The organism is Bradyrhizobium sp. Ai1a-2 (assembly GCF_000426245.1).
Lineage (GTDB): Bacteria > Pseudomonadota > Alphaproteobacteria > Rhizobiales > Xanthobacteraceae > Bradyrhizobium.
The window spans coordinates 43,005-58,076 of record NZ_AUEZ01000045.1 but is presented as its reverse complement, the minus strand read 5'-3'; the positions used below and the strand labels follow the sequence as shown (position 1 = coordinate 58,076).

11 protein-coding genes are annotated in these 15,072 nt (G+C 65.5%); 8 read left to right on the top strand and 3 right to left on the bottom strand.

Going from position 1 to position 15,072, the window contains the following annotated elements:
- Positions 1-39: 39 nt before the first annotated feature.
- Genes K288_RS0125890 through K288_RS0125880 form a run of 3 tightly spaced genes read right to left on the bottom strand, consistent with a single transcriptional unit; the run spans position 40 to position 3,234 of the window.
- Positions 40-1,044, bottom strand: a complete 1,005-nt coding sequence (locus K288_RS0125890) for a tyrosine-type recombinase/integrase (RefSeq protein WP_027582183.1) — start codon at positions 1,042-1,044, stop codon at positions 40-42.
- Complete coding sequence (locus K288_RS0125885) at positions 1,037-2,002, bottom strand: tyrosine-type recombinase/integrase (protein WP_043160698.1); 966 nt, start codon at positions 2,000-2,002, stop codon at positions 1,037-1,039. Before K288_RS0125885 ends, K288_RS0125890 begins: the two co-directional genes overlap by 8 nt.
- Complete coding sequence (locus K288_RS0125880; protein ID WP_027582181.1) at positions 1,999-3,234, bottom strand: tyrosine-type recombinase/integrase; 1,236 nt, start codon at positions 3,232-3,234, stop codon at positions 1,999-2,001. Before K288_RS0125880 ends, K288_RS0125885 begins: the two co-directional genes overlap by 4 nt.
- 407 nt (positions 3,235-3,641) lie before the next feature.
- Between K288_RS0125880 and K288_RS0125875 the strand changes: the two genes are divergently transcribed.
- The 8 genes from K288_RS0125875 (at position 3,642) to K288_RS0125840 (ending at position 14,839) form a co-directional block, all read left to right on the top strand.
- On the top strand, positions 3,642-4,541 hold the full coding sequence (locus K288_RS0125875; protein WP_027582180.1) for a DUF3991 and toprim domain-containing protein: 900 nt from the start codon (positions 3,642-3,644) through the stop codon (positions 4,539-4,541).
- Between the two features lie 314 nt (positions 4,542-4,855).
- Complete coding sequence (locus K288_RS0125870; protein ID WP_027582179.1) at positions 4,856-5,461, top strand: DUF1419 domain-containing protein; 606 nt, start codon at positions 4,856-4,858, stop codon at positions 5,459-5,461.
- Positions 5,462-5,632: 171 nt separating this feature from the next.
- Positions 5,633-10,729, top strand: coding sequence for a DEAD/DEAH box helicase family protein (locus K288_RS0125865; protein WP_027582178.1), 5,097 nt, complete (start codon positions 5,633-5,635; stop codon positions 10,727-10,729).
- 257 nt (positions 10,730-10,986) lie between these two features.
- Entirely contained in the window at positions 10,987-12,672 is a 1,686-nt protein-coding gene (locus K288_RS0125860; protein ID WP_027582177.1) for a ParB/RepB/Spo0J family partition protein, read from the top strand.
- 94 nt (positions 12,673-12,766) lie between these two features.
- Positions 12,767-13,234 (top strand): hypothetical protein, encoded by a 468-nt coding sequence (locus tag K288_RS0125855; RefSeq protein WP_027582176.1) that lies wholly within the window; start codon positions 12,767-12,769, stop codon positions 13,232-13,234.
- Positions 13,231-14,094, top strand: coding sequence for a hypothetical protein (locus K288_RS0125850; protein ID WP_027582175.1), 864 nt, complete (start codon positions 13,231-13,233; stop codon positions 14,092-14,094). The genes K288_RS0125855 and K288_RS0125850 overlap by 4 nt, the downstream gene beginning before the upstream one ends.
- Positions 14,095-14,297: 203 nt before the next feature.
- Positions 14,298-14,519, top strand: a complete 222-nt coding sequence (locus tag K288_RS0125845) for a hypothetical protein (RefSeq protein WP_043160695.1) — start codon at positions 14,298-14,300, stop codon at positions 14,517-14,519.
- Entirely contained in the window at positions 14,519-14,839 is a 321-nt protein-coding gene (locus K288_RS0125840) for a hypothetical protein (protein WP_027582173.1), read from the top strand. The genes K288_RS0125845 and K288_RS0125840 overlap by 1 nt, the downstream gene beginning before the upstream one ends.
- Positions 14,840-15,072 lie beyond the last annotated feature (233 nt).

The window sequence follows — 15,072 nt, the reverse complement described above, 5'->3', positions numbered from 1 at the left end:
GTGAGAGCGCAGCCCGACCCGGGATCGGGCTGCGCATAGTCACAGTGACTGCAGGAAGGCCATGAGTTCGTCCGGTGGACAATACCGTGCTGGCACAGTGGCGATCGGTTGGAGCCGGCTCAATGCCGCCTCCTTCATGGCGAGGTCCGCCTCCATGTAGATGTGTGTCGTGCTTGGGTGCTCGTGGCCGAGCCACAATGCGATAACGGTGATATCCACGCCCGACTGCAGCAGGTGCATCGCAGTCGTGTGGCGGATCGTGTGGGGCGAGACCGCCCGTTCGGCAAGGGCAGGAAGCTGGCAAACTACCTCCGCGACCGCCTGCGCGAGCCGCTGTGTCACGCTCGAACGTGACAGTCGTCTGCCCGCGCTGCTCGGGAACAGATACCCCTGCGAGCCGGTGTCCGGCAGGTGGCGAAGCCACTGTCGGAGCGTCGCGGCGGTCGCCTTCCAGAGTGGAACGCTTCGTCGCTTTCTCCCCTTGCCATGGAGGTGTGCGACTGGCGAGACGTCCAGCACCACGTCATCGACCCGCAGGTTGATCGCTTCAGATACTCTGGCGCCTGTATTGTAGAGGAGCGTGAACAGCGCTTGATCGCGCCGCCCGGCCCATGTCGCGCAATCCGGCGCCGCGATGATCGCATCCATTTCGGGTCGGGACAGGAAGCCGAGCACGGCCTTGTCATGACGCTTCTGCGGGACGGCAAGGCTGCGTTCGATGACCGCAAGCGCAGTCAGATCCTCGTGGGCGGCGAACTTCAGGAAGGAACGGATCGCCGACAGGCGCGCGTTGCGGCTCCGCACGCAGTTCTTTCGCTCACGCTCAAGGTGGTCGAGAAAGGCGAGGATCAGCGTCGCGTCCAGGTCGGTCAGGGCGAGATCGGTCGGAGCTTTGCCGATCGCCTTCTGCGAGAAGGCGAGCAGCATCTTGAACGTGTCGCGGTAGGCCGCGACTGTGCTAGGGCTGACAGCTCGCTGCTGGCGAAGATGATCGACGAAGAAGCGCTGGAGGAGCATCGGGAACGAAGGAGTTACATCACTCATGGTGAGCCTCCCCGAACCGCGACGCGAGCACCTCGAAGCGGCTTCCCGCGAGCGCCATGAGTTCGGGCACTGCTTGCAAATACCAGTAGGTGTCGCCGAGATTGACGTGGCCGACGTAAGTCGAGAGCGCCAGCATTGCGCTGTCGATCTCCGCACCGTCGGCCTGCCAGAGCATCAGCCGGCGGCATATAAAGGTGTGCCGCAGATCGTGGATACGGATGGAGGAATGGCCGCCGCGGGGCAACATACCGAGGCCTGCGGCCAGGCGAAGCCATGCCTGACGCGCAGTCCGATAGCCAAGGGCCTTGCCACTGCGCTCGTCGAGGAAGAACGGTGCCGAATGGTCGGTCGAGCCGAACCTCGCCCGCCTGCGGAGGTAATCTCTCAAGGCCGCCGTCGTGGTCGGGTGCAACGGTACTATGCGTGTCCTCTCGAACTTGGAGTGCTTCACCGTGACGTGAGTTCCAGCATCGTGGAGATCGCCGCACCGGAGTCTCAGCGCCTCAGAGATGCGGAGGCCCGTCGCGGCAAGCAGACCAAGTAGCGTCGGGAGCGTGGTCGGGCCGGCGCCAAATACGGTCGGAAGGGCCCGCGCGGCCGCGATGATCGCGTCCACCTCGGCAGGTGTGAAGACGTGTGGTGCCAGGCGGCGCTTCGCACGCCCGAAGGGCGAGCCTTCCGGGAACACCGTTGCTGGCTCGGCATCGGCCAGATACCGCGCGAACGGCCGGAGCACGTTAAGCCGCTGCGCCCAGGTGAAGGGGTCGGCATGCATCGCCTTCTCCTTCGCCCAGCGCAGCACTATGGCAGATGTCAGGGGACCTTCATGGCCGCTTGCGTCGGCAAAGCGGGCGAAGGCCCGTGTGAGGCTACCCGACCGGTCCAATTTGAACCCGAGCCGGCGGCGTTCGGCAAGATATGCCTCGGCGCGCGCGAGCATTGTGACTGGAGTGCTCATGCGATCGCTCCCGGCCAGGGCAGCGCGACAGCCGATAGCCGAGCGATGTCAACCCGCGCGTAGGTTGCGGAGGTGACGATGCTGCGGTGGCGCAAAACGTCAGCGATCTGTTTCATTGACACGCCGGAGTTGACCAATCGGCTTGCGAGCGTGTGACGTAGGATGTGAACCCGGCTCCTGTCCCAGCCGAGCCGAGCGTAGGCAGCATGGACCGTCTTCTGCACCACGCGTCTACCCACCGGCTCGCCGAGCGGAGCGACATGACGGACGAACACCTCACGCCGCGCGGTCGCTGGCCGCTCATGGAGAATGTAATCGACGAGCGCTTCGCCGGTCGCGGGCGAGAGCGGGAGTATGTCGGACCGTCGAGCCTTCCCCGCGGATACCTTTACGATACCTTCCTTCCAGTCGATGTCATCAAGGGTCAGCCGGATGACCTCACTTGAACGTAAACCGAGATCGGCCAGACAACGCACTATGGCATAGCCCCGTCGTCGCGACGGACATGGCCTGTCGAACGCCGAGAACAGTCGCTCGATATCCGCTGCCGACAGAGCTTCCGGGAGCTCCGTATCCCGCCAGAACGCCGGGCGCGGTACTGCTTTGCCGAGATGAGCAACGTCATCGCCCACCAGTGCACGATAACGAAGGTAGCAACGGACTGCGCCAGCCATAACACGGATGGTGCTGGTGCTCCATTCGGCGTCGCCAAGCACGAAGGCGCGAATAGCATTGGGCGTGAGCCTGCCGAGTTCGATGGGTCCTGCGCCAAACTGCTCCCGGAGCAGGCGTCGTATGATGCGGCGGCGATGATCTCGTGTACCCTGCGTCAGCCCCCAGACGTCGCTCATTTTGTCGTCGAATCGGACAAGCTCCATTTCGATCGCGTCGAGTGCTGGAGTCGCGACAATGTTGTGCGCGCGCAGCACGCGGAGCAGGTTGTTAAGTGCCGCCCTGTTGACTATCAGGCCGCGCGGAACTGGATGTCCGCATAAGCAGGTAGTCAGGTGGTCGGCGAGAAAGCGGCTGATCCGAGTCTCGTCGATGTCGCCCCGTCCAGCGCCCTCGCTGTGCAACCAATCGCCGAAGTGAAGAGCCGAGGCGGTATATCGACGGCGACGCTCAGCGCAATAGCGACCTCGTGCGAGATAGTCCGTATAGAGGCCCATGATGGGCCAGAGAACATTGTCCGGATCTTCGATCCTGAGTTGGGGTTTAAGAGGTGTAGACATTCTCGATCTCCCTTGCTGATGAGAGACCAATCTGAAGCTCAGAATTATGTGCACTTCAAAGAAGAAACGTCGGGCCACAAGCCCGGCGTTTCCGTCGATTCAGCGGCGGGCTGGCATCAGCTCTCCATAATCTCGAACGGATCATAATCATGATTATGCTCACATCCGCATAATCATGAATACGACCCCTGGTGCCCGGCTCATTGAGCCGGGTGACCGGCTGCCGCTGGCGCCATGCCGGCTGCAAGGGAGGCTTCGCCGCGCCCGATGACGCGGCGACTGACGGTTGGTCAGCGCGCCCTTGCATTCGGCAGGCTTCGCGGCCGGTCGGGGATGTTCCGCAAGGCTAGGAGCAAGAGAGACCAACAGAAGGGGCGGACTCGTTTGCGCGAGACCGGTGCAGACAAATGGACAAGAGAGAAATCGAGGAGCTACGCCAAAAGGTCGGCTGCGCGGCTCTGCTGGAGAAAGACGGCTGGAAGGTCGACGTCAAGGAAAGCACCCGACGCGCGATCAAGTATCGCCGTGACAGCAACATCATTATCGTTATCCACGAAGGCCGCGGTTGGTTCGATCCGTTGTCGCCTGCGAAGGGAGACGTGTTTTCGCTCGCCGAACTTCTTGGTGCCGATGGTTTCGTCGAAGCATGTGACCGTGTTGCGGATATGGTTGGTTTCCGTCCCAGCGCGCCAGCGTGGCAGCGGCCGCCAAGGCCGAGGACGCCTGGATCCATCACCGAGCGGTGGCAAAATCGCTTCAAGCCGCGCCCGGGCTCGCCAGCCTGGCGCTATCTCACGGACGCGCGCGGGCTGCCGGCCGACATCGTGAAGCAGGCGGTCACCTGCGATAAATTGCGAGAAGGCCCCCAAGGCAGCATATGGGCCGCCCATAGCGATTCTGCCGGAGCGATCACGGGCTGGGAGGAGCGCGGACCGGCATGGCGCGGCTTCGCCACTGAGGGCGCGAAAGAACTTTTCCGCTTCGGGCCGCCCGAGTCCGAGCGGATCTGCATTACAGAGGCGGCCATCGATGCCATGAGCCTTGCTGCGATCGAGGTCCGACGCTCCGATACGCTTTATGTCAGCACCGGAGGCGGCTGGTCCCCAGCGACAGATCATGCCATCCGCAATCTGGCCAGGCGCGCCAACGTCCGCCTTGTGGCAGCGACCGACAACAACCGACAGGGTGACGTGTATGCCGATCGCGTTCGTGCCATCGCCGCGGAAGCGAGTGCGGAGTATGCGCGAGCACAACCACGTACCGTCGATTGGAATGAGGATCTGAACGCCCTGACGGCGGCCTCTTGATGCTGCTCGCGAATGGGACGCCTGGCCGCGTGGTGGCGCAGCGGCAATGCCGCGGCATGAGTGCGGTCCCGATGCTGCCGGTGAGCGGCAGGGGAAGGCGATCGCGCAATGGGAAAGGAAAGATGAATGGGGAATGAGGCGCTGCCGCATGACCGGCCGGCGCGTCAAGGGTGAAGCTTCGCCCGCGTTCCGCGGCCCTTGACCCGCCGGACCTTCGATGCGGCCGGCGAGGAGGTGTGATGAAGGATTGAAGCGACGAAGAGATCAGGAGGATCGCTCGCGCCTCAGTCCGGCCAGGCCAAGAGGAGCCGCCGATGCACACCTCACCTATCGTTCGCAAGGTCTTCGAAGGCGTCGCGACGCGACACCAGATGCACCGTATGTTCAACCGCCATCGCGGCAATCCGGCCATGGCCGAAGGCGATGCCCAGCATCTTTTCGCTGGCGAATGGTTCGAGCTCGCCGAGCGCGAGCACGACTACATGTTCGAGATCCTGCCGCCGCTATGGATGCGCGCCGACATGTTCGCGATGCGCGAATTCATGACGGCAAGTGTGACAAGCGTTTTCCTATCACTGTCAATTGACGGCCAGATGCGATGGTTCCATGGCTATTGCGACCTGTCGGACAGAGCGTCGCCGGAGCGGATGAAGGCCGCGATCATCGAGCGCGAGTCTCGTCCTGTCCGCGCGATGACGCGCGAAGAGCGGCTCGAGCACATCTGGTCGAGCACGCATGACGACTACCGTGCCTACGCCGGCGAGCGCTGGCCCGCGGCCGCGCGCGGCCGCCGCACCGTGCTCGTCTACGCCGGCCAGCATGGCACCGCGCTGAAGTTGCTGGACGACCTCACCGAAGTCGAGATCGCAGCGAAACTGCCGGTGCAGCTCCGCCACCTGCCGGAAGCGGTCGCGGCCTAGTCGGTTCGCCCGCCCTCCTCGATTTGCGAACAGCCCGGCCCCCGCGCCGGGCTTCGCAATTTCAGCACACGGCCTCCCGGCCGGCCTTCCCCTCACCCCCGCAACGCCGTGCGTCTGACGCAGCCCGCTCGGGCTCGCGGCGGTCGCGCACCCAGCAGAAGGACATCTCCAATGGCGCAAGACGACCCTTTCACGATCGACCTCTTCGGCAACCCCGCCCTCTCCTGGGGCCTCGGCCTCGACGTCACCGCCTTCGCCGCCGACTCGAGCGACGACCACGACGACAGCGCAGCGCCGCCAGGGCCGGCCCCCGCGGGGCTGACGCTCAAACCCGCCCGGCAGCGGGCGCCGAACGCCCGCACGCGCGGCGACAACTTCCGTCTCGCCGGCGACCGCGACCTGGCAAAGGGCTGGAAGCAGCGCGCCCGCGACAGCGTCGCGGCCATTCGGCTCGCGGCGCAGATCGAGGCGGAGCAGCGGCCCGCCTCGTCGGACGAGCAGCGGCAGTTGATCCGCTTCACGGGCTTCGGCGCTTCCGAGCTCGCCAACGGCGTCTTCCGCCGTCCGGGCGAATCCGAGTTCGCGAAGGGTTGGAGGGAAATCGGCGTAGAGCTCGAGGACGCTGTCGACGCCGCCGGCTACGCCTCGCTTGCGCGATGCACCCAGTACGCTCACTTCACGCCCGAGTTCATTGTCCGCGCGATCTGGTCAGGCCTGCAGCGCCTCGGCTGGCGCGGCGGCCGCGTGCTTGAGCCCGGCATCGGCACGGGGCTGTTTCCGGCGCTGATGCCGGAGGAACTACGCGGGACCTCCCACGTCACGGGCGTCGAGTTCGACCCTGTCACCGCACGCATCGCCCGGCTGCTGCAGCCGTGGGCGCGGATCGTCACAGGCGATTTCGCGCGCGCCGAGTTGCCGGCGAGCTTTGACCTCGCCGTCGGCAATCCGCCGTTCTCGGACCGGATCGTTCGTTCCGACCGCGCCTACCGGTCAATGGGCCTGCGCCTGCACGACTATTTCATCGCGCGAGCAATCGACCTCCTGAAGCCCGGCGCCCTCGCCGCCTTCGTCACGAGCTCCGGCACGATGGACAAGTCGGACGCCTCGGCGCGTGAGCACATCGCGAAGTCGGCCGATCTGATCGCAGCCATTCGCCTGCCTGAGGGCTGCTTCCGTGCCAGCGCCGGCACCGATGTCGTCGTCGACATCCTGTTCTTCCGCAAGCGCAAGGTCGGAGACGTGGAAGGCGACCTGTCGTGGCTCGACCTCGACGCGGTCCGGCTGGCGGCGGAAGACGAGAGCGCGATCCGCGTGAACCGATGGTTCGTGCAGCGCCCGGATTTCGTGCTCGGCACGCACGCGCTCGCGTCCGGTCCCTTCGGCGAGGCCTACACATGCCTGCCGCGCGAGGACGAGGATCTCGAAGCGATGCTCAAAGCCGCGGTCGAGCTCCTCCCGATAGCCGTCTATGACGGCGAGCCGGAGGCGATCGATCCCGACCTGGAAGAAGCCAGCGATCCATCTGACGCCGATTGGCCTGCCGATCGCCACGTGCGCGAGGGCAGCTACTTCTTCGACAAGGCGCATGGCTTGATGCAGGTCGTCGACGGTGACCCGGTCGCGGTGAAAGCGCGTAAGGGCCGCAGCACCGATGGCATCCCGGAAAAGCATGTGAGCATCATCCGGAAGCTGATCCCGGTCCGCGACGCCGTGCGCGAGGTGTTGAAGGCGCAGGAGCTCGACCGACCGTGGAAGGACGCGCAGGTCAGGCTTCGCATCGCCTGGTCGAACTTCGTTCGGGACTTCGGCCCGATCAATTTCACGACGGTCTCGACCGCCGAGGACGAGGAGACCGGCGAGGTGCGCGAGACGCACCGCCGGCCAAACATCCAGCCCTTCCTCGACGACCCCGACTGCTGGCTGGTCGCATCGATCGAGGATTACGACCTCGAGACCAACACCGCGAAGCCCGGGCCGATCTTCACCGAGCGGGTGATCGCGCCGCCGGCGGCCCCAGAAATTACCAGCGCGGCAGACGCGCTCGCCGTCGTCCTTAATGAGCGCGGCAGCATCGACATCGACCATATCGCCGAGCTGCTGCACCGGGACCGCGACGACGTCGTCGCCGAACTCGGCAGCGCGATCTTCCGCGACCCGACGGACGGCTCGTGGCAGACAGCGGACTCCTACCTGTCGGGACACGTGCGCGACAAGCTGAAGGCTGCTGCTGCGGCGGCCGCCCTCGACCCCTCCTACCAGCGCAATGTCACGGCCCTGCAAGGCGTGCAGCCCGCCGACCTCAAGCCGTCCGACATCACTGCGCGGCTGGGTGCGCCGTGGATTCCGGCCGCCGACGTCATCGCCTTCGTGAAGGCGATGATGGACGCCGACATCAAGATCTATCACATGCCCGAACTCGCCTCCTGGACCGTGGAGGCCCGCCAGCTCGGCTGGATGGCGGCCGGCACATCCGAATGGGGCACCGACCGCCGGCACGCCGGCGAGCTTCTCGCCGACGCGCTGAACAGCCGCGTCCCGCAGATCTTCGACACGGTCAAGGACGGCGACAGCGAGCGCCGCGTCCTCAATGTCGTCGACACCGAAGCCGCCAAGACGAAGCTGCAAAAGATCAAGGATGCCTTCCAGCACTGGATCTGGTCCGATCCCGACCGCACCGACCGCCTTGCGCGGGTCTACAACGACCGCTTCAACAACATTGCGCCGAGAGCTTTCGACGGCTCGCACCTGAAGCTTCCGGGCGCCTCTGGCGCCTTTGTCCTTTATGCGCACCAGAAGCGCGGTATTTGGCGTATCGTCTCGGCCGGCTCGACCTACCTGGCGCACGCGGTCGGGGCCGGGAAGACCATGACGATGGCCGCCGCCGTCATGGAGCAGCGGCGGCTCGGGCTCATTGCCAAGGCGATGTTGGTCGTTCCGGGGCACTGCCTGGCACAGGCCGCACGCGAGTTTCTCGCGCTCTACCCGAACGCCCGCATCCTCGTCGCCGACGAGACCAACTTCACCAAGGACAAGCGGCACCGCTTCCTGTCGCGCGCTGCGACCGCGACCTGGGACGCGATCATCATTACTCACAGCGCGTTCCGCTTCATCGCGGTGCCGTCGACCTTCGAGCAGCAGATGATCCAGGACGAGCTCGAGCTCTACGAAACACTGCTGACGAAGGTCGAGAGTGACGACCGCGTCTCGCGCAAGCGCCTCGAGCGATTGAAGGAAGGCTTGCACGAGCGCCTGGAATCGCTTTCGACCCGCAAGGACGATCTGCTGACCATCTCCGAAATGGGCGTCGACCAGATCATCGTCGACGAGGCGCAGGAGTTCAGGAAACTCTCCTTCGCGACCAATATGTCGACCCTGAAGGGTGTGGATCCGAACGGCTCGCAGCGCGCTTGGGACCTCTACGTCAAATCTCGCTTCATCGAGACGAAGAACCCTGGCCGCGCGCTCGTGCTCGCCTCCGGCACGCCGATCACCAACACGCTCGGCGAGATGTTCTCGGTGCAGCGCTACCTCGGCTACGATGCGCTCCTCGAGCGCGGCCTGCACGAGTTTGACGCCTGGGCGAGCACATTTGGCGATGTCACGACCGAACTTGAGCTTCAGCCCTCCGGCAAATACAAGCCTGTGACGCGCTTCGCCACCTTCGTCAACGTGCCGGAGCTAATCGCTATGTTCCGCTCCTTCGCGGACGTGGTGATGCCGGATGACCTGCGCCAGTACGTGGAGGTGCCGGCGGTCTCGACCGGCAAGCGCCAGATCGTCACTGCAAAGCCGTCGCCGGCATTCAAGCGCTACCAGATCCAGCTCGGCGAGCGCATCAAGGCGATCGAGGAGCGCGACCGCGCACCGGAGCCCGGCGACGACATCCTGCTGTCGGTCATCACCGACGGCCGCCACGCGGCGATCGACCTGCGTCTGGTTAATCCGGATAGCGACAACGAGGCCGACAACAAGCTGAACATGCTTGTCGGCAATGCCTTCCGCATCTGGAACGAGACAGCCGAGAGCAACTACACGCGCACGGATGGCAAGCCCTTCGAGTTGCCCGGCGCCGCGCAGATGATCTTCTCCGATCTCGGCACCATCAGCGTCGAGAGGAGCCGCGGCTTCTCCGCCTACCGCTGGATCCGCGACGAGGTGGTCCGTCTCGGCGTGCCACCGGGCGAGATCGCCTTCATGCAGGATTACAAGAAGTCGGAGGCGAAGCAGCGACTGTTCGGCGACGTCCGCGCCGGCAAGGTCCGCTTCCTGATCGGCTCGTCTGATACGATGGGCACCGGTGTCAACGCGCAGCTTCGCCTGAAGGCCTTGCACCACCTCGACGTGCCCTGGCTTCCGTCGCAGATCGAGCAGCGCGAGGGCCGCATCGTGCGGCAGGGCAACCAGCACGATGAGATAGACATCTTCGCCGATGCGACCGAAGGCAGCCTCGATGCGCAGATGTGGCAGAACAACGAGCGCAAGGCCCGCTTCATCGCCGCCGCGCTTTCCGGCGAGACCTCGGTCCGTCGCCTCGAGGACATGGGAGAGAGCCAAGCCAACCAGTTCGCCATGGCAAAGGCCATCGCGTCGGGTGACCCGCGCTTGATGCAGAAAGCGGGCCTCGAAGCGGACATCGCGCGGCTCGAACGGCTGAGGGCTGCGCACATCGACGACCAGCACGCAGTGCGGCGGCAGATGCGCGAGGCCGAGCGCGACATCGAGCTCTCCAACCGCCGCATCGGCGAGATCGGCCAGGACATCAAGCGTCGTGTTCCGACTGCGGGTGACGCCTTCTCCGCGGCGGTGACCGGAACGCCATACGCGGAGCGCAAGTTCGCTGGCCGCGCGCTGATGAAGGAAATTCTGACGCTGGTACAGCTTCAGCAGGAGGGCGAGATCGTCATCGCCTCGATCGGCGGCTTCGACGTCGCTTACAATGGCGAGCGGTTCGGCGGGGACGGCTATCGCTACACCACCATGCTGCTTCGAACTGGCGCCGAGTACGAGATCGAGTTGCCGGTGACGGTCACGCCGCTCGGAGCGATCGCCCGTCTCGAGCATGCGCTGGCCGACTTCGAGAGCGAGCGGGAGCGCTACCGCCAGCGCCTCACTGAGGCCCGCCGACGGCTCGCATCTTACGAGTCGCGCGATGGCGGCGAGTTCGCCTTCACTGGCGAGCTTGCCGAAAAGCGCCGGCAGCTTGTCGAGGTGGAGAAGGCGTTGGCGGAGGACGGCGAAGGCACCCGGGAGATCGCCGCGGCCGCGTGAATAGAGAATGAGAAGAAAGAGAAATGGAGAAGGCCCGCTCGCAGATCGGGCGGGTCGTCGACGCCGCGCTCAACCGCCGCCTGCGCGATCCCAACCCGTCGTCCTGCGCAGGGCGTAGGCCCTGCTGGTCCCGCCGGGCAGGGATGCTCGGCCGCAGTTGCACCGGCCCGCCCGCTCCGCAGGGCCCAGGGGTGTCTTCGGGAAGAAGACGAGAAAGGGCCGGCAGCGTCGGTCCGCAACTCCAAAGGAGTGTTCCCATGCAACTCATCAAGGTCGATCCGCGCGCGCTGAGAGAGAACCCCGATCGCATGCGCCAGACGAAGTCGACGCCGCAGGCCGACGCGCTGTTGCTCGCGACAATCAAGGCTGTTGGTATCGTCCAGCCGCCCGTCATCACGCCCGAGACAGCCGGTGGCAATGGCTACGTCATCAACGCCGGCCACCGCCGGGTGAAGCAGGCAATCGCCGCCGGTCTCGAGGAGATCCACGTGCTTGTCGACGAGGCTGCGAACGACAACGGCGCCATGCGCTCGATGATCGAGAATATCGCCCGCGAGGCGCTGAACCCGGTCGATCAGTGGCGTGCGATCGAGCGCCTGGTCGCGCTCGGCTGGACCGAGGAGGCGATCGGCGTCGCGCTCGCACTGCCGCTGCGTCAGATCAAGAAGTTGCGTCTGCTGGCGAACGTGCTTCCCGCCATGCTCGACCACATGGCCAAGGGCGATATGCCGAACGAGCAGCAGCTCCGCACCATCGCCGCAGCCTCGCTCGCCGAGCAGAAGGAGGTCTGGAAGAAGCACAAGCCGTCGAAGGCAGATCCGCAGGTCTCGTGGTGGAGTGTCGCACAAGCGTTGCAGAAGACCCGCATGCACGCGCGCCACGCGAGCTTCGGAGACGACCTTGCGCAGGCTTACGGAATCCAGTGGGTCGAGGACCTGTTTGCTCCGGCTGACGAGGATAGCCGTTATACCACGGACGTTGAGGCGTTCCTCGGTGCCCAGCAGGAGTGGATGGCGAACAACCTGCCGAAGAAGGGCATTATCGCGGAGGCCACCAACCATGGTGAGGTGAAGCTGCCGCCGAAGGCTGAGCGGGTCTACGGCAAGCCGGCGAAATCCGACTGCACAGCGATGTATCTCGACCGCGACGGCCGTGTGCAGACCGTGCACTGCCGCATGCCTGCGGCGAAGAAGCCGAAAGGCCAGATCGGCGCAGGATCGGACAACGCTCCGGACGATGTCGGCGAGGTCTCGAAGTCACGGCCCGACGTGACGCGCAAGGGCGTCGAGATGATCGGCGACTACCGCACCGACGCGCTGCGCGAGGCGCTCGGCCGCGCTCCGATCGAGGACGACACGCTGATGGCGCTGCTGATCCTCGCTTTCGCAGGCCAGAACGTCTCTGTGACGACGGCAAGCGGTGGGATCTATTACGGCCACAGCCGGCTTGCGAAGAACGCGGCGGCGCTATTCGACGCCGACGGCAAACTCTCCTTCGACATGGACACACTGCGTGTCGCGGCGCGCAACATGCTGGTCGACGTGTTCTCGTGCCGGGAGAACGCCACCAATAGCGGCATCGTCGCCCGCGTCGCGGGCGCGGTGGTCGGCGCGGACACCTTCCTGCCGAATATGGGCGCGGAGGACTTCCTGTCCTGCCTGTCGCGCCCAGCGCTCGAGGCCTCGTGCAAGGACACGCCCGTCCTGCCGCGCCAGCGCGTGAAGGACACACGCGCCGCGCTCGTCGAGCACTTCAAGGAAGGCCACTTCGTTCACCCAGCCGCGCTGTTCGCGCCGGATGCGACGAAGCTCGCCGAGTGGCTGTCGTCCGGCTCGGCCGCCCCGGACGACGAAAGTGAAACCGATGAGGACGTGGACGGCGAGGGCGACGAGCGCGCCGACGGCGACGCCGACGCTGAGGCGTTCAGGGAGGCGGCCGAGTAGCCGCACCCGACTTCCCTCTCCGAAGCGATCTCCCGCCGCCGGTTCCTGCCGGCGGCGGTGCTGTTTCCACGCACGCGCAAACAAGGAGGACACGATGTCCGCGCACACGATCTTCGACAATGCACCTATAGGCTCGATCATAGCCTGGTCCGACGGAACGCCGCAGCCGCCGGCGCGCTTCAGGAAGAAGCTCGCCGCCTGGCAGTCCAGCAACAGCAAAGGCCGCCTGATCCGAAAGCAGGGCGGACGAGGCGTCGGCAATGTCTCGCTGTCGGCCTTTTTCACCCTGCACGAGGCGGACTACGGCGCCAGCGGCGTCATCGCCATTCGCGTCCACCGGACGTTCTCACTAGAGGCGAAGCTGCATTTCACCGTCGTCGAACGTCCAGCCGTCGGCTCCGTCCGCGTGCTCGACCGTGCCGGCGGCGAGCTCGTCTATCTCGCGACCAATGAGGCCGACGCGAAGGAGTGGCTGTCACGCCACGGCTATCCGGGTGCGGTGCTCCACGAAGTGACTGCCGACGAGGTCGGCGCGGACGCCGTCGAAGGGAGGGCAGCATGAAGGCTTCTCTCCCGCAGGACGTGAGCTCCGGAAACCCGGAGGTCGAGTACGGACGCAGTGCCGAGGGTTTCCTCGCAGCCCGCGTGGGCGAAACCGCCTTCGCTATGCTGCAGGCGCGCGGCGGCGGGCACTATCTCGCATCGGGCTGGCGCATCGGCCGGCCGATCGTGGAATGGCACCGCGCCGACTTCTACGGCCATTCCGGCGCGCTGGCGGACGAGGCGGCATTCCGATCGAAGGTTGCTGAAAACGCCGAGCATCAGCGCGAAAAGCGTGCGCTCGGCCGCAGACACTTGCGGTCCGCGGCGACCACGCCATGGGGGGCCTCACAAGCAGCCACCCTCTACGCCGACGGGGTCGTCTGCCACTCGACCGCGGGCCACGGCGGCTTCCACCTCTCGGCCGAGCGCAACCGCAGGGTCCATGCCATGCTCCGCTCAAAGGGCGGCTGGTACGAAGAAGACGCCGAATGGGCCGCCGTGGCGATCACCTTCCCGCATCTCTTCACGGCGTTTGAACGCCGCTGCGCCGAGAGAACGATCAAGGACAGCTGGCCCGACGCCTGGGAGATGATCTTTGGCACGACCCTCCAGCCAGGCGAGTCCCGCGAAAAGGATCGCCGCGCCTTCGACCACGCGCATGCACGTGACTGGGTCGTCGTATCTGCCATCACGTCCAAGCACGAGAGCGGCTTCGTCGAGGTCGTTGCGACGCTCGGCGGGAAGCGCGGGCCCGGAACTGAGGAGCGCCGCTTCCTCGTCCCCTCCGGCGAGTATCACGTCGGCCGCTTCGGCTTCGTGATCGATGAGGCGCGCCATCAACTCTACGGCGGCGCGTCGGACTTCGCCGGATGGAGGTGACCCATGCCCTGGCCCCTCATTGCCAAAGCTTTCGGTTGGTTTGCGGCGACTGACGAGGACGGCGACACGCCGGTCCTTGTTGTCTGGCATTCCCGGCTGAGACGGCACTTCACTGGCTCCGATGCCTGGAGGCGCGCCGTGCGGGCGTCCATCCACGCGCCGCAGCCTAGCCCGGCCGATGCTGACAGAAAGGAGGGGCAGTCATGAAGGCCGACCTTGTCGCCGTGAATCTCCTCGCGCATGTCCACCATAATCCCGCAAGCGCCATCGCCGGCGCACGCGATGGCATCCTCGCAGAGATGCGCAAGCACGCCGGCGCCAAGTCAGCGCTCATCGACTGTGCGGCCGTCGGCGACGCCATCCCGTCGTCGAGCGTCTACATGCCGAATGCCGCCGTCCCCTTATCGTCTACGGGGACGGTGTAATGATCGAGCCCCCGGACCGACGTCTCCTGCTCACGCGCATGGAAGCCGAGCAAGCCGAGACGAAGCGCCATCTGGGCGTCATCGAACGTCAGATCGCCGCACGAGCCGAACGGCTGACAAACACCGACCGGGCGAAGAGCCGGCAGCACCGCCGGACCGCATCGAGCTGGACGAATGCGGATGAGCGGCTGTTTCAGCAGCATGTCGCGGAGCTCGCCTTGGCCCGTCGCAACGAGATCGATGCTCTCGCGCGGAAGCTCGATCGGCAGGAGACGGCAATCGCTGAATTTCGGACGCACCATCGCGTTTCCGCTGCGTGACGGTGAGAGACGAACGATCCACCTATTGGAGCGCGAGCGGCGCGCGCGGACACTTCATGTCGAGACGGAGAGTTCAGCAGGTTTGGCCCGACCCCTCACGGTTTCGGCGGCTCGCTGCCCCTTGGCCGGCGCTCCCTCGGTTTATGCTGCGGTCTGAACCGGCCGCGGTCCGCTTCAAGGGCAAGTCGCGAGGCGATCGGCGGCCGCCGTCTCGCGATGGTTGGTCGCGTGCT